The 24,538-nt window shown below is 51.8% G+C and carries 20 protein-coding genes; 6 read left to right on the top strand and 14 right to left on the bottom strand.

The annotated features are described in order from the left end of the window. The first annotated feature begins 227 nt into the window (after positions 1 to 227). On the top strand, positions 228 to 365 hold the full coding sequence (gene sda, locus KVT34_RS32715; protein WP_009673311.1) for a sporulation histidine kinase inhibitor Sda: 138 nt from the start codon (positions 228 to 230) through the stop codon (positions 363 to 365). A 21-nt stretch (positions 366 to 386) separates the two neighbouring features. On the opposite strand, the gene KVT34_RS08295 is transcribed toward sda, so the two are convergent. The 7 genes from KVT34_RS08295 to KVT34_RS08325 form a co-directional block, all read right to left on the bottom strand. Beyond that, a complete protein-coding gene (locus KVT34_RS08295) occupies positions 387 to 665 on the bottom strand; it encodes a hypothetical protein (RefSeq protein WP_217558110.1) in 279 nt (92 codons plus the stop codon). A gap of 238 nt (positions 666 to 903) precedes the next feature. Next, positions 904 to 2,541 (bottom strand): beta-N-acetylhexosaminidase, encoded by a 1,638-nt coding sequence (nagZ, locus tag KVT34_RS08300; RefSeq protein WP_217558111.1) that lies wholly within the window; start codon positions 2,539 to 2,541, stop codon positions 904 to 906. A gap of 23 nt (positions 2,542 to 2,564) precedes the next feature. After that, positions 2,565 to 4,190 (bottom strand): response regulator, encoded by a 1,626-nt coding sequence (locus KVT34_RS08305; RefSeq protein WP_217558112.1) that lies wholly within the window; start codon positions 4,188 to 4,190, stop codon positions 2,565 to 2,567. Continuing rightward, positions 4,160 to 5,947 carry a cache domain-containing sensor histidine kinase gene (locus KVT34_RS08310; protein WP_309244073.1) on the bottom strand — a complete coding sequence of 596 codons (1,788 nt, stop codon included), beginning with the start codon at positions 5,945 to 5,947 and terminating at the stop codon, positions 4,160 to 4,162. The genes KVT34_RS08305 and KVT34_RS08310 overlap by 31 nt, the downstream gene beginning before the upstream one ends. Before the next feature lie 11 nt (positions 5,948 to 5,958). Further along, entirely contained in the window at positions 5,959 to 6,801 is an 843-nt protein-coding gene (locus tag KVT34_RS08315) for a carbohydrate ABC transporter permease (RefSeq protein ID WP_217558113.1), read from the bottom strand. A 1-nt stretch (position 6,802) separates the two neighbouring features. Beyond that, positions 6,803 to 7,690 (bottom strand): carbohydrate ABC transporter permease, encoded by an 888-nt coding sequence (locus tag KVT34_RS08320; RefSeq protein WP_217558115.1) that lies wholly within the window; start codon positions 7,688 to 7,690, stop codon positions 6,803 to 6,805. Between the two features lie 103 nt (positions 7,691 to 7,793). Further along, positions 7,794 to 9,125 (bottom strand): ABC transporter substrate-binding protein, encoded by a 1,332-nt coding sequence (locus tag KVT34_RS08325; protein WP_217558116.1) that lies wholly within the window; start codon positions 9,123 to 9,125, stop codon positions 7,794 to 7,796. Between the two features lie 364 nt (positions 9,126 to 9,489). Between KVT34_RS08325 and KVT34_RS08330 the strand changes: the two genes are divergently transcribed. Genes KVT34_RS08330 through KVT34_RS08340 form a run of 3 tightly spaced genes read left to right on the top strand, consistent with a single transcriptional unit; the run spans position 9,490 to position 12,680 of the window. Beyond that, positions 9,490 to 10,434 carry a carbohydrate ABC transporter permease gene (locus KVT34_RS08330; RefSeq protein WP_217558117.1) on the top strand — a complete coding sequence of 315 codons (945 nt, stop codon included), beginning with the start codon at positions 9,490 to 9,492 and terminating at the stop codon, positions 10,432 to 10,434. Then, positions 10,431 to 11,252: a carbohydrate ABC transporter permease gene (locus KVT34_RS08335; RefSeq protein ID WP_217558118.1), complete on the top strand. Its 822-nt coding sequence runs from the start codon at positions 10,431 to 10,433 to the stop codon at positions 11,250 to 11,252. The genes KVT34_RS08330 and KVT34_RS08335 overlap by 4 nt, the downstream gene beginning before the upstream one ends. Positions 11,253 to 11,297: 45 nt before the next feature. Continuing rightward, positions 11,298 to 12,680, top strand: a complete 1,383-nt coding sequence (locus KVT34_RS08340) for an ABC transporter substrate-binding protein (RefSeq protein WP_217558119.1) — start codon at positions 11,298 to 11,300, stop codon at positions 12,678 to 12,680. A gap of 114 nt (positions 12,681 to 12,794) precedes the next feature. On the opposite strand, the gene KVT34_RS08345 is transcribed toward KVT34_RS08340, so the two are convergent. From KVT34_RS08345 to pdhA, 5 genes are all read right to left on the bottom strand, one after another. After that, entirely contained in the window at positions 12,795 to 13,823 is a 1,029-nt protein-coding gene (locus tag KVT34_RS08345; RefSeq protein ID WP_309244080.1) for a diguanylate cyclase, read from the bottom strand. A gap of 206 nt (positions 13,824 to 14,029) precedes the next feature. Next, a complete protein-coding gene (lpdA, locus tag KVT34_RS08350; protein WP_217558120.1) occupies positions 14,030 to 15,445 on the bottom strand; it encodes a dihydrolipoyl dehydrogenase in 1,416 nt (471 codons plus the stop codon). A gap of 4 nt (positions 15,446 to 15,449) precedes the next feature. Then, a complete protein-coding gene (locus tag KVT34_RS08355) occupies positions 15,450 to 16,793 on the bottom strand; it encodes a dihydrolipoamide acetyltransferase family protein (RefSeq protein WP_217558121.1) in 1,344 nt (447 codons plus the stop codon). A gap of 51 nt (positions 16,794 to 16,844) precedes the next feature. Beyond that, positions 16,845 to 17,825 (bottom strand): alpha-ketoacid dehydrogenase subunit beta, encoded by a 981-nt coding sequence (locus KVT34_RS08360; RefSeq protein ID WP_217558123.1) that lies wholly within the window; start codon positions 17,823 to 17,825, stop codon positions 16,845 to 16,847. A gap of 139 nt (positions 17,826 to 17,964) precedes the next feature. Next, the gene (gene pdhA / locus KVT34_RS08365; RefSeq protein ID WP_217558124.1) at positions 17,965 to 19,032 is read right to left on the bottom strand and encodes a pyruvate dehydrogenase (acetyl-transferring) E1 component subunit alpha; all 1,068 of its coding nucleotides are present in this window, start codon (positions 19,030 to 19,032) and stop codon (positions 17,965 to 17,967) included. A gap of 229 nt (positions 19,033 to 19,261) precedes the next feature. Between pdhA and KVT34_RS08370 the strand changes: the two genes are divergently transcribed. After that, a complete protein-coding gene (locus tag KVT34_RS08370; protein WP_217558125.1) occupies positions 19,262 to 19,990 on the top strand; it encodes an alpha/beta hydrolase in 729 nt (242 codons plus the stop codon). A gap of 92 nt (positions 19,991 to 20,082) precedes the next feature. On the opposite strand, the gene KVT34_RS08375 is transcribed toward KVT34_RS08370, so the two are convergent. Beyond that, positions 20,083 to 20,907, bottom strand: coding sequence for a lipoate--protein ligase family protein (locus KVT34_RS08375; RefSeq protein ID WP_217558126.1), 825 nt, complete (start codon positions 20,905 to 20,907; stop codon positions 20,083 to 20,085). 294 nt (positions 20,908 to 21,201) lie between these two features. Between KVT34_RS08375 and KVT34_RS08380 the strand changes: the two genes are divergently transcribed. After that, positions 21,202 to 22,506 carry an ATP-binding protein gene (locus KVT34_RS08380; RefSeq protein ID WP_217558127.1) on the top strand — a complete coding sequence of 435 codons (1,305 nt, stop codon included), beginning with the start codon at positions 21,202 to 21,204 and terminating at the stop codon, positions 22,504 to 22,506. On the opposite strand, the gene KVT34_RS08385 is transcribed toward KVT34_RS08380, so the two are convergent. Then, positions 22,494 to 24,449 carry a peptidoglycan D,D-transpeptidase FtsI family protein gene (locus KVT34_RS08385; RefSeq protein ID WP_217558128.1) on the bottom strand — a complete coding sequence of 652 codons (1,956 nt, stop codon included), beginning with the start codon at positions 24,447 to 24,449 and terminating at the stop codon, positions 22,494 to 22,496. The genes KVT34_RS08380 and KVT34_RS08385 overlap by 13 nt on opposite strands. Positions 24,450 to 24,538: the final 89 nt, after the last annotated feature.

Here is a 24,538-nt window from a genome sequence, read left to right on the forward strand (position 1 = left end):
ACCTTCTACCCTGTTTCGGGACCTTCCTTCATTTAACAGTAGGACGAAAGCCTCTATCAGATGGAAAGGAACAGGTCATTTTTATTGTTTTTTGGAAGAATAATGTGCATGAAAGTGTAATGATAAACGCGCAATTGCGTAATCAATTTGCGCTGACGAAACGATTTGAATCTTTTATTATAGGATTGTACCCACGTTTACCATTTTATTCATAAAGGATGAATGTCATGTTAAAAAAATCAGCTGTAGAGCTGCTTAGTGATTATCAGCTGCTTGATTGTTTCGTACAAGCCCTACAAATGAAGTTGGGTGCCGAATTTCTTCAACAACTTGCCTCTGAGATTAGACGCCGCAATTTATATTAATCGGCGGCTTGCCGGCCTCGTTTATTTTATACCGGGCCGATACACCGCAGAATCTATCGTTTGACTGAGTAAGGCTCCCTGTCTTTGCCAATTGTCGGAAGCGGAACGAAGCAGCGCAATCGTACTGCTTATTTCCTTCATATAGTGAATATCCTGAATATCTGCAGCCAATTGATACAAGGTATTGAGGCTTCCGGTTGCCTGTTCTTTACCGATCGTTCCATTTCGGATATTCGATAATGTCCTTTCTTTTTCATTGGTAATAAATTTGCGTATGCCGGCCAACCTATTCGATCCCATACCTCTCCTCCTTAATAACGAAAAATGACGAGCGCCGGGTCTTCGGCTTATGCGAAGACCATTATCACTATATGCGCCGAGATTCACATTTCATACGTTAATGGAGCGGCTGTGGTAAAAGAGGAAATTGCCGTTTTACAAGTACATATTAAAAAAAATACCCAATAAAAACGTACGGCAAAAAAAGCCCTGCAAGCTAACGGAAGTTAACTTACGGGGCTTTTCGATTATTCTCCGGTTAGCTCCGGGGAGAAGCAGACCAGCCGTACGCGTATTCAGGCGTTACCGTAACGGGCAGCTTGCCGCCGGCCGGGAACTGGCCGGTCAATACCCCGGCAACCGCGTTCATGGCATAAGGACGGTTTTCGTAGCTCGCCAGGAAAGTTTTCACTTCCGGAAACTCTTTCAAGTCAAACGGATTGCGTCCCGCCACAACGACGAGCTTGCTGTCTCTGGCCGCCAGTTCTTTTAGGATACGCACCTGGTTGGGCGAAAAGCTTGCATTATAGGTGACCACGATAACCTGGTCGTAGCCTTGACTTGCCTTCAGTACACGCTCCACTTCTTCTTCCGAAGGATTCGTGTGGATTCTTTCTTCCGTTACCTCATGAACGGTTTCCGCCAGGAAAGCTCCGAGAGTCTCCTTCTGCTCCACCACTTCGTCGATTTGCGTCCATTCCCGGACTTCCGTCCAGATGACAAACGTTCTTTTGTCATTGGCGAGCGGAAGCTGCCCTTCGTCCTTAACGAGCGTTACGCTTTTCTTATAGGTTTCGCGCACAAGCTCGATATGCTCGGGGGATCCCACAGACGAGATATCGCCAGCCTTATTGCCCACCGTAATGTTCAGGCCGCGTTTCAACGCGAGGATGCGGTCCACCGACTCGTTGATCCGTTCTTCGCTGATGCGGCCGGATTCTACCGCTTCCACGAGACGTTCAATCGTTTGAACCTGGGTATCGTAAGTATGGCTGACCAGCAGCAAATCGGTGCCCGCCTCCACCGCCATTACCGCTCCTTCAGCCGTCCCGTAATGGTCTGCGATCGCTTTCATCTCCAGACAGTCTGTCACGATGACGCCATTGTAACCGAGCTCTCCGCGCAGCAAATCGGTCAACACCCGCTTGGACAAAGTCGAAGGCAGGCCATCGGGCTCCAGCGCCGGAAAAATAACGTGCGCCGACATCAGTACTTCGGCTCCTTCTTGAATCGCTTTTACGAACGGAGCGAACTCCAGCTTCCGCAGACGCTCCAGGTCGTGGGGAATCATGGGCAGCGCATGATGGGAGTCCGAGTGCGTGTCCCCGTGCCCCGGGAAATGCTTGATCGTCGGAGCCACGCCCGCCGCCTGGTAGCCCTTCACGGCCGCAGCTCCCAGCTCGCCGACGATTTCCGCGGTTTCGCCGAAAGAACGGACACCAATCACCGGGTTCATCGGATTGTTGTTGATGTCGAGACACGGCGCGAAATTCAGATTGATGCCCATCGCGCGCAGTTCCACACCGCTGATCCGCGCTGTTTCATAAGCCGCCTGGGCGTCTCTTGTCGCCCCGATTGCCATGCTGCCCGGCATACAGGCGATACCTTCGTGGATACGGGCGACCATGCCGCCTTCCTGGTCGATGCTGATCAGAAGGGGGCCTCCCGCCGAGTCCTTGGCAAACATTTGCAGTTCGTGATTGAGCTCGCTCACCTGCTTCGGATTGTCCAAGTTGCGGCGGAACAGGATAACGCCGCCGATTTCGTGCTTCTGAATCAAGTCGATAATTTTCTTATTGGGTTTCATCGCCGAGTCGAACTCATTCGATGTGGAAAAACCGCACATCATCATTTGTCCGATTTTTTGCCGGAGGCTCATTTCTGACCGTTGTTTCATTCTTTTCATCCCCTATCGGTAATTTAAGCGTTTGTAATCTGTTCACGGTATTCGGAAGGCGTCATGCCGGTAAACTTATAGAACACCCGGGTAAAATACCGGCGTTCCGCATAACCCACCTGCTTGCCAATCTGGGTAATGCTCTTGTCGCTCATGCGAAGAAGAGACTTGGCCAATTCGATCCGCTGACGAGTCAAATTTTCCAGGAAGGTCTCCCCGAAGTGCTGCTTAAAGAGCAGACTGAAGTAGCTGCAGCTGATCCCTAGATGATCGGCAATTTCCTCTACGCCGAAATCGTTGGACAAGTTCTTGGCAATGTATTCTTTGGCGTTGACCATCAGCAGCTCGCTCGGCTTACGGTTCATCCCCGCATTCATGCAATCTTGAATAAGCTGATGGATCGTCGCAAGCAGATCCTTGACTCCGACACTGCGCTCCAGGTTGGACCAGAGGCCCCGTTCTTCCTCATCGGACATGATGTTGATCTCCCGCATCTCCCGGATGAGATGGAGGACCAGGAAGTGCAAAATCTGCTCCACACGCACATAGGAATGCTCGGAAATAACCCGCAGGCTCTGATTGAGCTTTTCGAAGGTTTGCTCCATCTGTGCTTTATCCCGCCGCTTCAAGCTGGATACGATTTCTTCGACCAGCTCCCACATGGAGTTGTTCCATTCGTTCCGGCCGGGATTCACTTCTTCCAGGAGTAGAATCTGTTCGACGTTTGGTGATAGCTGAAGCGCGCGCTGAAGTTTTTTGTAAGCGTCTGCAAGCTGGAGAACGGACATGTGCTCGGGATAAATGCCCAGGCTGACCGTCAGTTTAACGTGCTGCTTCACCGCCAACTGAAGGGCATCGCTCCATCCTCTCGCCGTCCCCAGATTGAATGGCGTTTCCCGCTGATGACGGATAAGCACGCACCATTCCCCTTCCCGGGTTTGCAGGACCGAGTATAGAAGCTCGTACGGCTCCAGCGCGTCCTGCAGCACATTGCGGACAGCGAAGTTTTTGAGCTTGCGCTCTTTCTCGTTCCATGAACGGGAAAGCTGCGAATAATTGTCCAGGTCAATGAGCAGAAGGGTAAACTCCGTCTCTTCCAGACTGTTTTCATCCTCGAAAAAATGCCGGGTCGTCACGTTCGTATAATCAAGCAAAATATCGAATAAAAATTTCTCGTACGCCAAGTGCCTGACCCGGCTCCATCTTTTCTGCTCATCCAGCTCCGCCTTGCGCTTCTCCCGGATATCAAAAGCGACCCGCTCCACGACCGCTTCCAGCTCTTCGTAGTTGATCGGCTTCAGAATATAATCCTTGGCCCCGTATTTTAACGCCGACCGCGCATATTCAAATTCCTGAAAGCCTGTCAGCAGAATAACCTGGATATCCCTTTCCAGCTTGTTAACCTGCTCCAGCAGTGCGATTCCGTCCATCAAAGGCATGCGGATATCGCTAAGGATAAGGTCCGGCTGGTGCTCCTGAACCATCTCCAGAGCCTTGACTCCGTTCGATGCGAGTGCAACGACTTCGATATCGTGCTTCTCCCACGGTATGACGGTTTGCAGGTTGCGCAAAATATTGATTTCATCGTCCACCAATAAAGCTTTTAAGTTCATCTTCATCACCTTGCTGTCGTTTTGGGAATGATACATTTGATCCGTGTCCCTTTATTCGGCTCACTGCAAATATAGAGCCCGTAGCCCTCTCCGTAATGAATCCGCAGACGGTCGGCTACATTGAGTACACCTAATCCTACCCTTGGCTCATTCGTATCGAGGCTAGGATTCTTTTTCCGGTATTGGAACCTGACAAGAACGTCCTCGGGGATGCCGATGCCATTATCTTCAACCCACAAAATAATGTGATCCCCGCCGTCTTCAACGCGAATGGTAATAATCCCCTGGTACGTAATCCCTTCGAATCCGTGCTGAATACTGTTTTCAACAAGCGGCTGCAGCGTCAGTTTAAGAATAGAGTGATTTTCCAGCTCTCTCGGAAGGTGAATCTCGAAATCAAACAATTCTTCGAAACGATACTTCTGAATTTCCATGTAATTTTTCAAATAGTCGATTTCCAAACCGAGCGCGATTTCTTCCTTATGGTGGAACGAAATCCGTAAGATCGTGCCCAGCCTGTAGACGAGCTGGCTGACCTTTTTCCCTTGATTTTGTACGGCAAGCGCATTAATCGACTCCAGCGTATTAAACAAGAAGTGTGGCTTGATCTGCGCCTGCAGCAAGGAAAGCTCCGCTTTGTTCTTATGCTCCTGCTCCTGCTTGACCTCTTCCACGAGGTCGTGGATACGGGACACCAGGCTGTTAAAGCCTCTGGAGAGGATGGTCATTTCGTCGTTGCCCTGTACCTTAACCCGGACATCCAAGTCTCCCCGCTCCACCTGCTTCATCGAACTGACGATCCGGATGATGGCCCGGATATACCGGTTGACGAACAACAAGTTAAAGAGAAGGGCGGATATGAGGAACAGGAACATGATCGTTCCGACCCATTTCAGAATAACGGACATTTCGCCGGACAAATAATCCCAAGGAGTAACGGATACGAGCGCCCACTTGGGGGTTCCGTATTTTTCCAGCCCTATATCATATACGGTTACCAAACTCTCTATGCCGTCGAATTTGACTCTGCTCGTGGCATACGACTCCGTCAAATCCACTTTTTGAGATAAAAATTTATTTAAATTGGAGCCATTTGTAAGCTTGCGATTGTCGTACAAAATAACCCCTTGCTCGTTTACTAAAAGGAAGTGGCTGTTCTTTTGATTATAGAAATTGAAAATTTTATCCATTTCTTTGAAGTCAAATTGAAGAAACATAGTTCCGATTCTACCTGAACCGGGAGTTTCATAATAATTGACTGTGCGGACCTGGCTAAACAAATTGTTATCACCGGTCAATTCGGGATTTTCATAGGGCCCGATCCACCGGGGAAATCCATTCAAATTTTTGACTTCTTCATAAATCGGATGGTCTTTTAACGTTTTAAAAGGAATCGGCGCAAATGGAATAACACCGCTTGAGTAATTTTCTCCATATAAATTGTATACGGAAAAAGTCCCAAGCGGCTCATAGGTAAGAAATATTTTTCTTAAGCTATTCGTTACATTATTCAGTTGTTCGTCGGACGGCGGGCTCTCGTTTAACTCAACGAGCTGGGACTGTAAATTGTCCCCCAGCATCCAATAATCCGAATAATAGTTAGCTTCCTTAAAAAGGCTTGCAATGTTACGCCCGATCGACTTGATCGTCAGCTCGGATTGTTCCATATATTTCTCTTGGGTAATATCTTGAAAAATCTTATAAGTGAAAATCGAAATAGACAATAAGGGAATAATGATGAATCCCATGAAAGCTAGAAATACTTTTTTCCGCAAATTCATCATTACTCCCATTTCCTTTCAACTTAACCCTTGACGCTACCTGCAGCCAAGCCTTCGATAATCTTTTCTTGTAGTATAGCATAGATGACAACGACCGGCACGATACTAAACATAGTCGCCGCCAGGAGAGCGCCGTAGTTCATCGCCATTCCGTTGTTCATCGCCGCCATCGCTACAGGCAGTGTTCTCAGCGCCTCTTTGGACAGCATCACGTTAGCGAGAACGTACTCGTTCCAGTGACCGAGGAAGTTGATGATAAACACGGTGACGATGGCAGGCGTCATGAGCGGCAAAACGATTTTCCAGAACAGTCCGTAAATCGTCAGTCCGTCCATAACTCCGGCTTCTTCAAGCTCTCTCGGAAGAGATTTGATGAACGCCATAATAATGATGATGGAGAGAGACAAACCGAATGCGATGTAAGGCAGGATCAACGCAAGGTGTGTATCGTACAGCGGAATATGCAGGTCGTTTGTAACGTTCAAAATGAAACGGTACAGCGGAATGAGCAGAGAACCCGCCGGAATCATAATGGCCAGAAGAAATACCCCGGTCACGATTTTATTCATTTTCGGGAAGTACATCCGCGTCAGCGCGTAAGCCGTCATGCTTGCGAGCACAATCGTCACGACACTGGCCACAACGGAAATGTATAAGCTATTGACGAAATACCGGCCGATGTTCGCGCTGGTCCATGCGTTCGCATAGTTATCCAGCGTGAAGTTTTTGATTAAAGCGAAAGGACTCGCGACAATATCAACATGCCTTTTGAATGAGTTTTGAAAACCCCAGAACAAAGGATATAAGGTTACAAAAACGTATAGCAAAAGAAAGGCATGGAGAAATCCATTTTTCAATTTGGACATATCAGTTCTCCACATCCTCTAATTTTTTTGTAAGCAGGTTGCTGAGCAGCGTAATAATCAAGGTGAAGACGAAGATCAGGATCGCAATTGTATTCGCGTAACCGTAATTTCCTGTCGTCATACCCACTTTATACATGTAAGAGGCCATAACTTCCGTGCTTCCGTACGGTCCGCCTTTGGTCATAACCATGACGATATCCATCGCTTTCATCGCACCCGTGATAGACAACAGGACGATAACCGCGAGGATCGGACGGATCAAAGGAACCGTAATGAGAAGCGCACGCTGAAACCCGGTGGCTCCATCGATTTCGGCAGCCTCGTAGACTTCTTTGGAAATTCCGAAGATTGCAGCCAGGACGAGAACGATGTAAAATCCGGTCCACTGCCAAGCATTCGTCAGAAGAATGGAAAGCATAGCTGTGCTTTCGTCAGCCAGCCACAGATGGATCAATTTATCCAGCCCGATAGACTCAAGCAGCTTGTTCAGCAAACCTACTGTCGGGTCAAATACGACAACAGTCCAAAGTACCCCCACGACGGCAGTCGACAAAATACTCGGCAAGAAAACGGTCGTTTTATAAAAACCGCGTAATTTTCTGACTTCCGAAATTAACACTGAAAAAATGACAATTACCGGAACTTGAATAAAGACGGAAAACAAAATAAAGTAAAGGTTGTTTTTGACAGAGATCCAGAAATACTCATCGGTAAATGCTTCTTTAAAATTATCCAATCCGTTAAAAACAGGTGCAGTCAGACCATCCCAGCTAGTAAACCCGTATCTGAATGTTGTAAGAAGCGGGAACATATAAAATGTCAAGTAGAAAAACAGGGTTGGAATAATGAACACCAGGTATGCTAGAGGATTTCGATAAACCTTGTTCATAGCAGCCTCCATCCTTCACACTATGCGAATAAGAACGGGTACCACCACTCGGTGTGATACCCGTTATTTTTTTATCTGCTTATTTTAGATTACGTTACTAATCTTACTTTGCAGTCTTTTTGTTTTCTGCTTCTTGGGATTTTTGAACATCAGCCAGCAGGTCCTGAACGGATTTTTTGCCGCCGACGAAAGCTTGGATTCCGGATTCAAGATCAAGCTTCACTTTAGGCTGGATCAGGGAGTCGAAAGCCGGGAATGTTTTCTTGCCTTCGGAAGCTTTCAGCATTTCGGCAATGATCGGCTTGTCGCCAGTGGAGCTAAGCTTCATGGAAGGGAAGAATCCTTCTTCTTTCAGCTGACGAAGTTGATATTTTTCAGTAAAGAAGACTTTGATGAATTCTTTTACTACTTTTTTCTCGTTCTCGTTCAGCTTAGCGGAGAAACCGAAGCCGTTGGAGTACGAACCGTTGATCAAATCGTTACCTTTGCCGCCTTCTACAGTTGGGAAGTTGAAGAAGCCGAGGTCAGCAGCCATTTTGGATTGATCCGGGTTGGAGTACTTCTGGTTCGCCCAGCCGCCGTCGAAGATCATAGCGGTTTCGCCGTTAGCGAAACGGTCTTGAGTTTGGGAATATTTCAGCGCAAGAGCGTCTTTGTTGAAGTAGCCTTTGTCAATCAGGTCTTTAAACATCGTGTGGCCTTTGACGAAAGCTTCGTCGGTCCACTTGCTTTGGCCGGGTTGCAGGCCGTCTACGACAGATTGACCGCCGACGCGTACATACAGGGTGTTAGGCAGCATGTTCAGTACCCAAGCTTCGTTACCGCCAAGCGCCATCGGCGTGATGCCTTTGGATTTGAACGTTTCGCAAGCCTTCAGGAACTCTTCGTAAGTTTTCGGAACTTCTACGCCGTTATCTTTGAAGATTTTCTTGTTGTAGAACATGCCTTCCAGGTAACCCGCGATCGGAAGACCGTAAACTTTGCCGTCAAGCGTGAACTCGGAAAGGTCAACGAATTTGTCTTTAAGGCCAAGCTCGTCAAGGATCGGAGTCAGGTCAAGCAGGTTGTTTGTTTTCGCATAGTTCTTTGTATCCGTACCGCCGAAAAGTTCGAAAATTTTTGGAGGGTTACCGGCTGCCATCTCGGCTTTCAGCTTCGTATCGCGGTTAACAACTTCGTCCACGCCCTCGGACTCGAATTTCAGGCCGGGAACGTTAGCTTCCACTTCTTTAAGCGCATCTTCGAACATAGCCTTTCTTTTCTTGGCTGTGTCTTTGATTTGCGTATGACGGAAAGAAACGGTAAATTCTTTCGGAGCAGCGCTTCCACCCGGAGTTGTTGTTGCTCCAGTATTTCCTCCATCTTTGCCGCAAGCGGAAAGAACGGTTGTCAGTCCCACGGCTACGGCCATGATTGTCGCCAGTTTCTTTTTCATTTGTAGACCTCCCCAAAACGTTTGAATTTGTGTCTTACAAGTTTGATTATAGGGACGTTGACCTTCTTACGGCAGGTCCTCATTTCAACAATACAGGGATAAAATCCTCTCACTTGAGGGTGAAAATAGTGGGCCCTTAGTCCTTGATCCTATTTATGGAAATTAATGATTCGTTTTACATTTTATAAGGAAGTAATCCAACTGAACCTATGGGTCTTCCTCCTTGCTCCTGTCTTATTCCCCTCCTTGATTCGACAGGTTTAGCGCTGCCCGGCCGGTTTTACAAAACCTTCAAGCCCAATTGATCTGAGCAAAATAGTCCGTACGTACACTTAACTCTGAAAGAGAGGGGGATAAAAAATCGATGAATACCGTCGATGAATCATTGCCAATCCCGGTCGGAAACGCGAGGGGCATCCGGACCGCCTCCTGGTGGAACCGCATCCGGGAAGCGGGGGTCGGCTATTTGTTCCTGCTGCCGTCACTCGCAGGGTTCGGGATTTTTTTGTTTTACCCGTTCTTCCAGTCCTTGTATTTAAGCGTGCACAGTACGAATCTCCGGGGGAAAATTGCCGAATATGTCGGCTTCGAGAACTACCGGGAACTGCTTACCTCGGAGAAATTTTATCATAGCCTGGGCGTTACGGCCCAGTTCGCTCTGCTGACGATCCCGACAACGATCGCCGCGGCTCTGCTCCTTGCCGCACTGACACACAGGGGGCTGAAGGGAAAGAGAGTCTACCAGTTCATTTTTTCCCTGCCCATGGCCCTATCGGTCGGCACCGCTTCCGTGATCTGGGCCCTGCTCTTCCATCCGACCGCCGGTATGCTCAACTACTGGCTCGGCCTGCTCGGACAGGCGCCGGTCGCTTGGCTTTCCGACCCGAGCTGGGCGCTCATCTCGGTCTCGCTGATGACCGTGTGGATGAATCTCGGCTTCGCCTATATCGTCCTGCTCAGCGGGCTGCAGAGCGTGCCGGAGGATATGTACGACAGCGCCAAAATCGACGGCGCGGGTCCGATGCGGACGTTCTTTAGAATCGTCCTCCCCCTCGTCTCCCCCACCTTGTTCTTTGTCGGCGTGGTTTCCCTGATCGGGGCGTTTCAGTCTTTTGGCCAAATCCAGATTTTAACCAAAGGCGGTCCCATGGATACGACCAATGTCATGGTTTATTCCCTTTACCAGGAGGCGTTTGTCAACTTCCGCTTCGGCTCCGGCAGCGCACAGGCCATACTTTTATTCGTGATCGTCCTGTTCTTCACCTTCGTGCAGTTCGGCGTTCTGGAAAGGAAAGTGCACTACTCATGATCCGGTCCTTACAAAAAACGGCTGTCTACGTATTTCTGACCGCGGCTGCCGCACTCGTTCTCTACCCGCTGTTCTTTACGTATGCGTCCACGTTTATGACAGCCGGAGAAGCCGGCCGATTTCCTCCGCCCCTGCTTCCCGAAAGCCTGTACTTGGGCAATCTGAAGAAGGTGATGGAGCTAGTGCCGATCGGGGCTTTTCTGACCAATAGTTTTACCGTCTCTCTGCTTATTATGGCGGGGCAGTTGTTTACGGCAAGCCTGGCGGCTTATGCATTCGCTTTCGTCCGTTTTCCGGGCAAAAAATTCGTGTTCCTACTGTTTCTGAGCACCATGATGATCCCCTGGGAAGTGACGATGATTCCCAACTACCTGACGATCCGCAGCTGGGGATGGACCGATACTTATGCGGCGCTTGTCGTCCCATTCCTTGCGACGGGGTTCGGCACGTTTATGCTGCGCCAGTTTTTCATGCAGCTTCCGGGCGAGCTGTTCGAAGCCGCCAAGATCGACGGCTGCGGACATATCCGATGCTTTTTCTCCATCGCGTTCCCGCTGTCAAAGCCCGGTCTGGCTACCCTGGGCGTATATAGTTTCCTCAGCGCCTGGAACAGCTATCTCTGGCCGCTGCTCGTCACGAACGATCCCGCGAAACGCACCGTGCAAATCGGCATCTCCATGCTCCAGTTCGAAGAGTTCACGTCATGGAACCTGGTGCTCGCCGGAGTCGCGCTCGTTCTTCTTCCTTCTCTGCTTCTGCTCGTGCTCGGGCTTAAGCAGCTCGTCCGCGGCCTCACGGTAGGGGCCGTCAAAGGCTAACCGTTTATCCACCATTTTGATTGATAAAAAGGAGAGACATTCCACATGTTTTCGTACAAACCGTCCCGCCGCACTTCCGTAACGGCTATGCTTCTGGCTTCCGCTCTGCTCATGCAGGCTTGCGGTGGCGCAAACGAAACCGCTCAATCTTCCAACAAAGAAACAACGGGTTCTTCCGCAAAAGAAAACACAGCCTCGCCGGTAAAAATCACCTTCTGGCATTCCATGAGCGGCGAGCTCGGAACCGTGACGGATAAGCTGATTTCCGACTTTAACGCTTCCCAGAAAGATGTTCAGGTAGAAGGCATTTTCCAGGGAACTTATGACGAGAGCCTGAACAAAATGAAAGCGTCCATGGATTCCAAAAGCGGACCGTCGCTTATTCAGGTTTATGAAATCGGAAGCCGTTATATGATCGACTCGAAAGCCATTACGCCCGTACAAAAGTTCATCGATGCCGATAAATACGATCTCTCCCAACTGGAAGAAAACATTACCCAGTACTACACCATCGGCGGCAAGCTGAATTCCATGCCTTTCAACACGTCTAACCCGATCCTCTACTACAACAAAGATATGTTCAAAGCCGCCGGTCTCGACCCGGAGAAGCCTCCCGTCACGTTCGATGAAATCACCAAAGCGGCACAGGCTCTTTCCAAGGACGGTAAAGCAGGCGCTTCGTTCGCCATTTACGGCTGGTTTATGGAGCAGTTTTTCGCCAAACAAGGAGCTGAATATGTCAACAACGGCAACGGACGCACGGCTCCCGCGACGGAATCCTATGTAAACAAAGAAGCGGGCCTCAAAGCTTTAACGTGGTGGAAATCCATGATCGACAACAAAACCGCGCTTAACCTCGGACGTAAAACCGACGATACCAAAAAAGCTTTCGCGGCGGGTCAAATCGCCATGATGCTCGATTCCACCGCCTCCCTGAAAGGCATCGTTTCCACGGCGGAAGGCAAGTTCCAGGTAGGCACGGCTCCCCTGCCGAAACCGGCGGACGCCGCAGAAGGCGGAGTTGTCGTAGGCGGCGCCAGCCTTTATATTACGAACAACAAATCGGAAGCCGAGCAGAAAGGAGCTTGGGAGTTCATCAAATTCCTGACTTCCCCGCAATCCCAAGCTTACTGGCATGTGAATACCGGCTACTTCCCGATCACGAAAAAAGCCTATGACGAGCAAATCGTGAAAGATAACCTCGTTAAATACCCGCAGTTTAAAACAGCGGTCGACCAGCTGCACGGAAGCAAGGCCAACACGGCCACACAAGGCGCTGTAATGGGCGTTTTCCCGGAAGCCAGACAAATCGTGGAGGGAGCCATTGAAGAAGCCCTGAACGGCAAAAAAACGCCTCAGGCCGCTCTGGATGAAGCCGCCAAGTCGATTACGGAAAAGATCGGCAAGTACAATCAGACAGTTAAATAATTTAAAAGCGGGATAGAAGCGGACAGGATAACAAGTTGAACCTGCGGTCCCGGCAAAAAAGAGCACAGCCCCGCGGGGCCGTGCTCTTTTTGTGTTCTTGCATCCGTGCGTCGCTCAGGCAACTTGATTGCGCCCGTTGTGCTTGGCGCGGTACAGCGCTTTATCCGCTTCCTCGATCAGAAGATCGGGGGAAACCTGCGGAAAAGTAGCCGCCCCGATCGAGATCGTCAGGCGGATCGCCTTGCCTTCTCCGAGCAGGAAAAAATGGCGCTCTACTCTGGAACGGATCTGCTCCGCATAGTGCAGAGCTTCTTTCCGGCCGCAGTCCGGAAGCAGGACGGCAAATTCTTCCCCTCCGGTCCGGCACACTTCATCCATCCTGCGGGATGAATCTCTCAGCAGCCCCCCAATCTGCTGGAGAACCGCATCCCCTGCAGGATGACCGTACGTATCGTTGATTTTTTTAAAATAATCGATATCCAGCGTCAGCAGGGACAGCTCCTCCTGTTTACGATCCGCCGCTTGAACAAGCTCGTTAAAGAGCCTGTCGAAGGTACGGTGATTGTTCAGGCCCGTCAAAAAATCGACATGCGACGCTTCTTTCATCAGCAGAAAAAGCTGATGGGCTCTAACAATGTAATCGACCATGTATCCGATAAAAAATCCGCCTACCGCCAATGTGCCGAGAATAACCGGCATCATCGGCAGGCTCGTTGTGCCTATGGCGGAAAATATAGCGGCTCCGGTCGTGACCAGGACGACCGCCATCATTCTCGTCCAGCGAGACCAGTACCGCTTGTCCGTACTTCTTAACACGAGGCCTCCGGCAAGAGCGATAAAAAGCACATTCGCCGCGCCGATGAAGGCGGACAAGTTGGGACCGCCGAACAAGGCGATGCGCGCCGCGGCAATGAGAACGGCGGCGATAAAGCCCGAATAAATGCCTCCGAAATGTACGGCCAGCAAGACGGCGTACCCCCGAAAGTCAACAATGGTCTGGGGGGCGATCGGAATGCTGAAATACATTAAGACGATTCCGAACGCCCCTGTTGCCAGACCGGTTTTTATACGCGTCCATGGCTGCGTGAAATCCAGCCGTTCATCTTTGTAGAGCTGACTAACGGCGAACAGAAAAGCAAGCAGGAGAGCAAAATTGACGATGAGTTCCTTTACGATGTAGAGGCACCTCCATAGAGGTTTGACTCGACTTGATAAGCCAGTGTACCTATTATTTGTTGCTTTTTTAATACTGCGGGCCTAGTTCAAATTCCTGTAAAAAAAGACATGCGTCAGAGAATTATCTCCGGCGCATGTCTAATTGTGTCTATTTTAAGAAGAAATCATGGATGTTACTTGCCAAGCATATGGATCGGGTGGCCAAGCGCGCCTTCGGCGGCTTCAGCTACGATCTCGCCAAGCGTCGGGTGAGCATGGATCGTAAGCGCGATATCTTCGAGCGTAGCTCCCATTTCGATCGCCAGGCCGATTTCGGCAATCAGGTTCGATGCTTCCGGACCTACGATTTGGGAACCGACAACAAGACCGGTATCCTTGTTCGCTACGATTTTAACGAAACCTTCGGTTGCGTTCAGGGAAAGAGCACGGCCGTTAGCGGCATAAGGGAACTTGCCTACGGAAACGTTCATGCCTTTCTCTTTGGCTTCGGTTTCGTTAAGGCCTACCGAAGCGATTTCCGGATCGGAGAACACTACGGCCGGGATGGCCTTGTAATCGACAACGCTAGGCTGTCCGGCAATGGCTTCCGCCGCCACTTTACCTTCGTAAGAAGCTTTGTGCGCCAGAGCCAGGCCTGGAACGATATCGCCGATAGCGAAGATGTGCGGAATGTTCGTGCGGCCCTGCTCGTCAACTTCAATCAGACCGCGGTCGGTCAGTTTCACGTTGATCAGGTCGAGGCCAAGCTCGCCGTCCGTGTTCGGACGACGTCCGACGGTTACGAGTACGTAGTCGGCGGTTACTTTCTTCTCTTCGCCTTTAACCGTGAACCTTACCGTTACGTCGTTCTCGGTTTGCTCGGAGCTTTGAGCAAGAGCTTCCGTGAACACTTCCACGTTCAGCTTGCTCAGGTTTTTGGCAACCAGGCGGGACATTTCTTTCTCGAAGCCCGGAAGAACCGTATCGGAACCTTCAAGTACCGTTACTTTCGTTCCGAATTTCGCGAAGGTTTGACCCAGCTCGATACCGATGTATCCGCCGCCGATCACGACCATGCTCTTCGGAATTTCTTTCAATTCCAGAGCTTCCGTCGAGGAAAGAATACGTCCGCCGAACGGGAACGGCTTCAGCTCGATCGGACGGGAACCGGTCGCAATGATGCAGTGCTTAAAGCGGTAACGCGGAGCTTCCTGCTCATTGAAAACACGTGCTTCGTTTTCGTTGATGAACATGGCTTCGCCCTGGAACATTTGCACTTTGTTGCCTTTGAGCAGACCGGCAACGCCGCTGGTCAGCTTTTTCACAACGGAAGCTTTCCACTCTTGGGTTTTCGCGTAGTCCAGCTTAACATTCTCTACGCTTACTCCCATTACTTCGGAATGCTGGGCCGCTTCGTATTGGTGCGCTGCGGAAATAAGAGCCTTGGAAGGGATACAGCCGCGGTTCAAGCAGACGCCGCCCCACTCGGATTTATCTACGATCAGAACACTTTTGCCAAGCTGTGCAGCGCGGATGGCAGCCACATAGCCGCCGGGACCCGCACCAATTACCAGAACGTCAATATCTAAAGAAGCATCTCCTACTACCATCGCTTTATACCTCCATCACGAGCAGCTCGGGATCGTTAAGCAGCTGCTTGATATAGTTCATGAAATTTTGAGCTGTTGCGCCGTCAACGAGACGGTGGTCGAAGCTGAGAGACAGAGCCATTACCGGAGCAATGACGATTTCGCCATTCTTCACGACCGGCTTCTCGGAAATGCGGCCGGTGCCGAGGATAGCAACTTCCGGATAGTTGATCACCGGAGTAAAGAACATGCCGCCGGCGGAGCCGATGTTGGTAATCGTGACTGTGCCGCCTTTCATTTCATGCGGAGTCAGCTTTCCGTCGCGGCCGCGTGTAGCCAGATCACGGATGGAATCCGCAATCATCCAGATATTTTGACGGTCCGCGTGATGAATGACAGGTACGAGAAGTCCGTTGTCCGTATCGGTTGCGATACCGACGTTGAAGTATTTCTTGTACACGATTTCCTGCTTTTCTTCGTCGATCATGGCGTTCATGACCGGGAATTGGCGGCAGGCTGCCACGAGCGCTTTAACGATGAACGGCAGGTAAGTAAGCTTAACGCCTTTCTTCTCGGCAAGCGGCTTCGCTTTGGTACGGAGCGCCACGAGCTGCGTCACGTCGACTTCGTCCAGCAGCGTCACGTGAGGAGCCGTGTGCTTGGATTTCACCATAGCATTGGCGATCACTTTGCGGATGCCTTTGAACGGAATGCGCTCTTCTTCCAGCTCGCCTTGTGCCGCAGGTGCGGAGGCCGCCTTGGAAGGAGCCGCTTTCTCCTGAGCGGACTGATCGGCTTGTGCCGCGGTTGCGGATGTGCCGCCGCCGGAAACGAAGCCTTCAATGTCTTCGCGGGTAATGCGGCCGTTCTTGCCTGTGCCGGACACTTCCGCGATGTTGATGCCTTTCTCGCGCGCAAATTTGCGGACGCTAGGCGTAGCGAGAATGTCTTTAGGAGCAGCCGACGGCTTGCCGCCTTCGGATTTTTTCGCTTCTTCCGGAGCCGGAGCTGTCGGAGCGCCTTGATCTTCCTTCTTAGGAAGCTCGGTCGACGGCGCATTGGAAGGAGCCGGAGCAGCCGCTTCCGGTGAAGGAGCCGCGGCGGAGGTTTCCGATTCCGGAATCTCGCCTTCCGCATCAATGATCATGACCACTTCGCCGACGTGGCAAACCTGGCCTTCCTTGATCAGCACTTCCTGAATCTGGCCGTTAACCGGGCAAGGAACTTCCACGACCGCTTTGTCGTTCTGAACTTCCATCAGAATCGTATCGTCATCAACCTTGTCGCCCGCTTTAACATTGACTTTGACAATCTCGCCTTCATGAATGCCTTCGCCAAGTTCCGGGAACTTATATTCAAAACGTGCCAAGAAGAACAACCTCCTATATTGAGTAGTAAAATCGTGGAGCCGCAGGCAGGATTAGAAATCCAGCACTTGGTTCAGCCCGTCGATAATGCGGGCAGGTGTCGGAAGCCACTGATCTTCGATTTGAGCAAACGGATAAACCGTATCCGGAGCGGCAACGCGGAGAACCGGCGCTTCCAGATGCAGAATAGCCTTTTCGTTGATTTGTGCGATGATTTCGGCAGCAGCACCCGATGTTTTCTGTGCTTCCTGCACCACGATGGCACGGTTGGTTTTCTTGATGGATTCGACAATGGTGTCGATGTCCAAAGGCATCAGGGTACGGACGTCGATAACTTCCACTTTCACGCCGCGGGTTTTCTCGATCTCTTCCGCCGCTTTCAGGGACGTGTGAACCATGGCGCCATAAGTGATGATCGTAGCGTGGGAACCTTCGCGAACGACGTTCGCTTTGCCCAGCTCTACCGTGTACTCGCCTTCCGGAACTTCCTGACGGAAAGAACGGTACAAGTTCAGGTGCTCCATGAAGAACACCGGATCATTGTCGCGGATCGCCGCGATCATAAGGCCTTTCGCATCGTACGGGTTAGAAGGAATTACTACTTTAATACCCGGTGTCTGGATCATCAAACCTTCCAGGGAGTCCGTGTGAAGCTCGGCTGCCTTAACGCCGCCGCCGAAAGGCGTACGGAATACGATCGGAGCCTGGTAGCTGCCGCCGGAACGGTAGCGCATACGGGCTGCCTGTACAGCCATTTGGTCCAGCGCTTCGTAAATGAAGCCCACGAACTGGATTTCCGCGACCGGACGGAAGCCCTGAGTCGCCATCCCTACCGCCAGACCGCCGATAGCGGATTCGGCCAGCGGAGTATCGAATACCCGATCCTCGCCGAATTCTTTCTGGAGTCCTTCCGTTGCACGGAACACGCCGCCCACGTGGCCTACGTCTTCACCGAACAACACAACGTTCTTATCTCTTGCAAGCTCTACGCGCATAGCGTCTTGAATCGCCTGAATCATCGTCATTTGTGCCATGACATCTACTGCCTCCCATATCGTTCTTCTATAGAGAACACGGCCTTAGACCGGAATATTTAGTGTAAAAAGGGCTGGCGGCCGTCCAAAGAGGCCGCTGACCGTCTGCTGGTTAAGTCTGGTGCGTCCGCAGTTTCGCTTAGGAGAACTGCGCTTTTTGCTCTTCCAGGTGCTTCGGAGTCGTTTCGAACATGGAATCGATCAGGCCCGCTACCGTCATTTTCTCGGTTTGCTCGGCTTTTTTGATTTGCTCCGCTACAGTCGCTTTCGCTTCTTCTTTTACTTTCGCCTCTTCTTCTTCGCTCCAGAGGCCCTTCTGCGTCAAGTAAGTACGGAAGCGTACGATCGGATCCTTAGGCGCCCATTCGCCTTCTTCGTCCTTCGTACGGTATTTCGTCGTATCGTCCGCCATGGAGTGCGGCTTGAAACGGTAAGTAAGGGATTCGATCAGAGTAGGGCCTCCGCCGTTGCGGGCGATTTCGGCCGCTTCGGATACGGCTGCGTAAACGGCCAGAACGTCCATGCCGTCAACCTGCACGCCGCGGATACCCGCTGCCAGCGCCTTGTGAGCGATGGATTGAGCGCCGGTCTGCTTGGAAAACGGAGTCGTGATCGCGTAACCGTTGTTCTGTACCATGTAAATAACCGGAAGCTTGAACGCTCCGCCGAAGTTAAGGCCTTCGTAGAAATCGCCCTCGGAGCTTCCGCCGTCGCCGGTGTACGTAATGGCAACGCGCTTCTCGCCTTTCTTCTTGAACGCCATACCGATGCCGGTAGCGTGCAGGATTTGAGCGCCGATGATGATTTGCGGCATCAGGACGTTCACATCCTCAGGCACTTGACCGCCGTGCTGGTGGCCGCGGGAGTACAGGAACGCCTGGTACATCGGCAGGCCGTGCCATACGATTTGCGGCATATCACGGTAGCCCGGGCAAATGAAGTCTTCTTTGTTTAACGCGAATTCGCTGCCGATCATCGAAGCTTCCTGTCCGGAAACCGGTGCGTAGAAGCCAAGACGTCCTTGACGTCCCAGATTGATCGCGCGTTCGTCCCAAACGCGTGTAAATACCATGCGGCGCATCAGTTCTTTCAACTGATCGTCACTAAGTTTCGGCATTTTCTCTTCGTTAACCACGGTTCCGTCGGGCCCGATAATCGTCAAGGGCTGTACTTGCTCGGAACTTACTTCATACAACGGCTTGCTCATGTGATTGTCACCTCATCTATGATTTTCATGCCATGAAAAAGACTTTCTGTTATACTAATTATTATAAACCTGTTTCGTATGGAATATCAACAGGTAACTTGCTGTAATAACGCCCGTATATCGATTCGGGATAGTACAGTTGCTTTATATATATAATACAGATCAACAAAACCTTTACACTATTATAATACAACCTCCCCTTTAAAGGAGTAAAGAAAGGACGCTCGTTATGACCGATTCCAGACTGTATAAACGAACCATTGTAAAAGAGGAGATCAGCTCCAAACACCTTGATTCGACACGTTCCTTGCGCATTTTCCTGCCTCCGGGTTACAACGAAGTGCTGTCGTACCCGGTCATTTACTGTCAGGATGGAGAAGAATTTTTTAACTTCGGCCGGATAGCGACCACCATGACCGCCGGCATTCTCGACCACGGCTGGGAGCCGGCCATTATCGTCGGCGTCGATGTGAACGTCAAAATCCGGACCTCGGAGTACTCCCCGGACGGCGAAAATCATGAAGCCTACATCCGTTTTTTTGCGGAAGAGATGCTCCCCTTCGTTGAATCGAAGTATGCCGTGCGTGCGGATAAAAGCGAACGCATTTTGGCCGGAGACTCCCTCGGAGGCACGGTTTCTCTGCATCTTGCCCTAACTTATCCTCACCTCTTCGCGAGAGTTATATCCCTGTCCGGCGCATTTTTGGAACCGACCCGCAGCCGGCTGCAGTCCGAAGGGGATCTTTCCTGGCTGGAGCTGTATATGCTGATCGGCCTGGACGAGGAAGAGGTTAAGACCGAGCGCGGCACCTTTGACTTCGTGGAGGCGAACCGCCTCTCGAAAGCTCTTCTCGAACAAAAAAATGTCCGGCTCTTCTATGAAGAAAAGCCCGGTAAGCACGTGTGGGGCTTCTGGCAGAAAGAGCTTCCCGCGATTTTAGAAAAATTTTTCGGCTAACCGTCCGAACGAACAAAAAAACCTCCATGTCCATGAAATTACGTGGACACGGAGGTTTTTTGTTGTGTACGGGCGACTGCGCCGGCGAAGCTCTAGTCCGCGGCCTTGAAGCCGTAGCGCTCCCGCATCGTGCGCATCATCGCCGCGATGTCTTCGTCCGCAGCGAATTCCCGGTATTCCGCTGCACGCACCTGCGACTGACGGGCGAGCCATTCGCCCGTCAAGCGGCAGAACGCGGGCGAAGTGAGCCCGGCGCCCGCGTACTCGGCGAGGCTCGTCATGCGCCCGGGCTCCACGTCCGGGTAGCTGTCCGGCGCCGCGCCCTGCCCCGCTTCGTCGTAGAACGAGCGCGCCACGGCGGCTTTCTCCGCCCCGGTGCCCTCGACGACGACGAAAGCCTGCACCGACAGCGCGCGTGACTGCCTGCGCTGGGCGATGCCGCAGAACTTGCGGCCGCCGACGCTCAAATCGAAATCGCCGGGGCAGTAGGAGCCGGCGATTTCCCCTTTGGCGACGCCCGTATTCCAGTCTGCCAGGACACCGCCCAGAAAACGGTACATGGTTTCGAAATCATCGTGAAAATCTATTTTGCCCACAGGTTTGGGTGTAATCAACGTTACATTCACTACTCCCGGGTCCAGCGGCACGCCCGCTCCCCCGGAATTGCGCACAATCACCGCTCTTCCCTCCCCGGCTATTCTGTCCGCCGCTTGGGGGGCATGAGGCAGCCGGCTGTCCCGGAGCCCGAGTACCAGACCTTGGGGATGCCTCCACAAATGAACGATGGGGTCGGCTCCTTCTCCCACTTTGCGGATGAGCAGCTCTTCGAGGGCAAACGGAAACAACAAATCCGCCTCCAGGTCCCCGGAGCGGTCAATGAGTGTAATCTTTTCGGGTAATAACGGCAATGATTCCATTCGGCAATTCTCCTTCTGACTATCGGTCCATCCTCTGATGCGGTTCGGCACGTCTTTTTAGCCGTTTATTTGTTTATTGTAGGGGAAAACCGGCGTCTGCCGCAAGGACGGGTTCATTTTCTTCTATCAGGATGTGAGGAGTGGCATTTTCCAAGTAGGAAATTTGTATAACTCTATCGAAGTAATACACAGCTGAACAATTGTGGAAAATAATGCCTAGGCAGACTGTCCTGATCTTATCTGAAATACGGGACTGATTTCCTCCAAAACCCTAAAAGATAGTAGGCGAACCGTATGTCGATCAGTTTTCATGAGGTATTGTTTAACGTCGTGATAGCGTGTTCACCTGTCATCGTGTCCCCTTTCTTCGATGAAAGCAATCCGTTAAGCAAAAAATCGTATAAACCTATGATGACGCTCGTTAGCATTCTCGCTGCACTCGTACTCGCGACTTATCCCTACAGCTCCGGCAGCGGGATCAAGCAAAGCTTGTTTATGCTCCCCCTCGTCAGCAGCTTTCTGCACGGAGGACTTCTTCCGGCCTTATCCGTTTCGGCCAGCCTTCTGCTTCTGCGCGGATTCGTTTTCCCGGCCTTACTACCGACAGATGCGGTGTTTTTGCTGATTTGCACCTGTTTTGCGGGGTTGTACATCAAATTTCACAAAACAGGCGGCCGATTCTCCGCTTTTTTATGTCCCGTCCTTCTATCCGCCGGTTTGGGTTTTACGTTTATGGCTTTTCAAGTCTTTTTCCACCGCAAGAACCAACTGCCTCTTCCGTCCGATTTTTTTTCCTTTCATGCGTTCTCTATTGTATTGCACGGTATTTCGATGGCTATTATCATCTATTTGTCTCAATTTATCCGGGAGAGCCGAATCAACCGCATGGAATCGCAGCGGGCGGAAAAGCTGAGCGTCCTCAGCGAGTTGGCCGCTTCCGTGGCGCATGAAATCCGTAATCCGATGACGGTTGCCAGAGGTTTTCTGCAAATTTTATCCCAAACGGAAGTCAACGAAGAAAAGAAAAAAATGTATACCTCGATGGCGATTGAAGAAATGGACCGCGTCCAGCAAATCATTACAAGCTATCTCGCCTTCGCCAAGCCACAAGCCGAAATAACCGAGCCGGTATCCGTAAGCGGCATCTTAGTCAACCTGGTCCAGCGCATTCAAGGATACGCCGGCGGCAGCAAGGTTCAGCTGGAAACGCACGCTCCTCCGTCTCTGTGGATCACGGCAAACGCGGAAAAATTGATCCAATGCCTCGTGAATCTGTCACGGAACGGAATCGAAGCGATGCCGGAAGGCGGACGTTTACGAATAGAGGCTTATCCCGAACCGAAAAGCGTCTGCATCTCCATCGAAGATACCGGGATCGGGATGAACGCGGAAGAAATCGCCCGCCTCGGCTCCCCTTTTTATTCCACGAAGCAAAAGGGAACCGGACTCAGCGTCATGGTGGCGTTCCGCATCATCGAAACCTTCGGCGGAAAGGTGCAGGTGACGAGCGTACCCGGCCGGGGAACCCGCGTGCTTGTCACACTCCCCCAAGCGGCGAAACCGCCCCAGCTCGCTTCCGCGCAGGATCAGTTCGGCTGATCCGCCAGCATGTCCATGATCTCACGCGCCAGCGGAACGGCTTCTGAAGGCGCTTCCGGCGCAGCTTCGCGGATGACGACAGCTACGGCATACTTTGGAGCATCGACGGGACCGTAACCGATAAACCACTGGTTAACGGTTTCTTGAGTTCCCGACTGGACCTGCGCCGTGCCCGTCTTTCCGGCCAGCGGCCACTTCGCCGCAGCCAACTGTCCGGCCGTTCCTCTCCGCACGACGAGTCTCATCTCCCGTAGGAGATCACTTGTCGTCCTAGGAGAGAGAACTTCCTTCGCTCCCGGGAGAAATTTCGGCGGAAACGAGTCCAGGGTCAGTCCGTCCCGGAACCGGACTTCTTTCACGAGGCGCGGAGAACGCGCTTTTCCCCGGTGCAGAACGGTTACGACAAGGTTCGCCGCCTGAAGGGGCGTCACTTGGACGTCCCTCTGGCCGATGGCGGTCTGCAGCCGGACTCCTTCATCGTCTCTCGGCGTTTGGGCGCCGAAGAGCTGACCGCCTTCCTCACCGTCGAGCTGAGCGACCGGGGCCCCTCCCGTGAGGCTCCCTTTCCATCCGACGGGAGTCAGCAGCCCCAGATTCCGCGTATACGTTTCCAGTTCGTCCGAATCCAGACGCCGCATCACTTCGCCGAAAACGATATTGCACGATTGGGCAAATCCTTCTTCGAACGTAAGCTTTCCGTGACCTTCCTTCTTCCAGCAGGTAAACCCGTATTTTCCCCATGCCCCGTGGCAGTCAAATGTCTCCTCCGGCTTAACAACGCCTTTCTCGAGCGCTGCTGCGGCTACAACCGTTTTGAAAATCGATCCCGGCACGGCAGCTTTGACACCCAGATTGGCCCAGTCTCCATCTATCGCGTTGATCTCCCCCGGATGAAATGACGGTTTGGAAGCCATCGCCACGATATCCGCATTGGCGGCATCCAGGACGACGACCGCCCCTTTTGTAATTCCCCGTCTCGTCATCCGTTCTTCGATGCTCCGCTGAATACCCGAATCCAGTGTAGTCATCAACTGCAGGGGATAACGGGACTGATCCGGTGAAATCAGTCTGGCGTTTAGAGCGTCCAGCGGCCGTTTACCCGCATCCGTAAACACGGATAAAGTACGTTCGCCGATGCCCCGCAGCCGGGACTCGAACGTTTTCTCAAGACCCGACACCCCAATCTCACTGGTGAGCGTCAAATGTCCGGCCGCAAGTGCGCGGGCGTACAGGCCGGAGATCCGCTCCGGGTTCTGCCCGATGTAGCCGATCACCTGCGCTGCGGCGGGATGATCCGGATAGCGGGTTTTGTAATCCGTCACCTGCACGTAAGAAAGCCCGCTCGCCTCAAGCAGAGCGATTTGGGAAGACGTTAATTCCAGCGGATCTTTCACGGACTCGCCGGACTCCGAAGAAGCTGATTGGCCCCCGTTCTTCCCCTTGCCAGGAGCCGTCAGGCTTCCCGTCCATAAAAACGGCTCCTTCACCTGTTTTACAAAAGACTTCCAGTCGTCCGCCGTCACCCCGAAAGCTTCGCCGACCTTCCGAAGCTGTTCCGCCGAGCCCGTGTAATCGGGATGGACCGGAAAAATAATGGCCGTCCGGATTGTTTTGCCGGTCAGAGGCTTCAGATTCCGGTCGTAGATGTCTCCTCTTCCCGTATCGAGCACAATGCTTTTCTGACGCTGTAAAACGGAGTTTTTGACCAGATCTACTTCATAAGACGAAAACCGGTGGGGCCTTAGCACCTGGATCCAAAATAACCGCGCGGCCAAGAGTGCCAGAATACCGGTCAACCCGAGCAGCAGCAGGAGTTTGCGGCGCGGGTCCGTTTGGATGCTATGGATGGTCTTACCACCGTCGATGCCACTTTCCACAAGCGAGATTCCCGCCCGGGCGTCTGCCTTTTCTTTTCCGGCAGTACCGGGTAAATCTTTGCCCATACATTCACCGCTCCCGTGTCCGCTTCTTTTGATTCCAGTATAGACAAGGGGGAATGCGCCCAAACCTTCCATTCAGGGATGAAAAAAAG

It is taken from the genome of Paenibacillus sp. GbtcB18 (assembly GCF_019091125.1).
Taxonomy (GTDB): Bacteria; Bacillota; Bacilli; order Paenibacillales; family NBRC-103111; genus Paenibacillus_F; species Paenibacillus_F chitinolyticus.

What these genes read in the sequence shown, in the direction of transcription:
- sda (WP_009673311.1), top strand. Translation starts at nt 228, where the DNA reads ATGTTAAAAAAATCAGCTGTAGAGCTGCTTAGTGATTATCAGCTGCTT.
- KVT34_RS08295 (WP_217558110.1), bottom strand. Translation starts at nt 665, where the DNA reads ATGGGATCGAATAGGTTGGCCGGCATACGCAAATTTATTACCAATGAA.
- nagZ (WP_217558111.1), bottom strand. Translation starts at nt 2,541, where the DNA reads ATGAAACAACGGTCAGAAATGAGCCTCCGGCAAAAAATCGGACAAATG.
- KVT34_RS08305 (WP_217558112.1), bottom strand. Translation starts at nt 4,190, where the DNA reads ATGTATCATTCCCAAAACGACAGCAAGGTGATGAAGATGAACTTAAAA.
- KVT34_RS08310 (WP_309244073.1), bottom strand. Translation starts at nt 5,947, where the DNA reads ATGGGAGTAATGATGAATTTGCGGAAAAAAGTATTTCTAGCTTTCATG.
- KVT34_RS08315 (WP_217558113.1), bottom strand. Translation starts at nt 6,801, where the DNA reads ATGTCCAAATTGAAAAATGGATTTCTCCATGCCTTTCTTTTGCTATAC.
- KVT34_RS08320 (WP_217558115.1), bottom strand. Translation starts at nt 7,690, where the DNA reads ATGAACAAGGTTTATCGAAATCCTCTAGCATACCTGGTGTTCATTATT.
- KVT34_RS08325 (WP_217558116.1), bottom strand. Translation starts at nt 9,125, where the DNA reads ATGAAAAAGAAACTGGCGACAATCATGGCCGTAGCCGTGGGACTGACA.
- KVT34_RS08330 (WP_217558117.1), top strand. Translation starts at nt 9,490, where the DNA reads ATGAATACCGTCGATGAATCATTGCCAATCCCGGTCGGAAACGCGAGG.
- KVT34_RS08335 (WP_217558118.1), top strand. Translation starts at nt 10,431, where the DNA reads ATGATCCGGTCCTTACAAAAAACGGCTGTCTACGTATTTCTGACCGCG.
- KVT34_RS08340 (WP_217558119.1), top strand. Translation starts at nt 11,298, where the DNA reads ATGTTTTCGTACAAACCGTCCCGCCGCACTTCCGTAACGGCTATGCTT.
- lpdA (WP_217558120.1), bottom strand. Translation starts at nt 15,445, where the DNA reads ATGGTAGTAGGAGATGCTTCTTTAGATATTGACGTTCTGGTAATTGGT.
- KVT34_RS08360 (WP_217558123.1), bottom strand. Translation starts at nt 17,825, where the DNA reads ATGGCACAAATGACGATGATTCAGGCGATTCAAGACGCTATGCGCGTA.
- pdhA (WP_217558124.1), bottom strand. Translation starts at nt 19,032, where the DNA reads ATGAGCAAGCCGTTGTATGAAGTAAGTTCCGAGCAAGTACAGCCCTTG.
- KVT34_RS08370 (WP_217558125.1), top strand. Translation starts at nt 19,262, where the DNA reads ATGACCGATTCCAGACTGTATAAACGAACCATTGTAAAAGAGGAGATC.
- KVT34_RS08375 (WP_217558126.1), bottom strand. Translation starts at nt 20,907, where the DNA reads ATGGAATCATTGCCGTTATTACCCGAAAAGATTACACTCATTGACCGC.
- KVT34_RS08380 (WP_217558127.1), top strand. Translation starts at nt 21,202, where the DNA reads ATGTCGATCAGTTTTCATGAGGTATTGTTTAACGTCGTGATAGCGTGT.
- KVT34_RS08385 (WP_217558128.1), bottom strand. Translation starts at nt 24,449, where the DNA reads ATGGGCAAAGATTTACCCGGTACTGCCGGAAAAGAAAAGGCAGACGCC.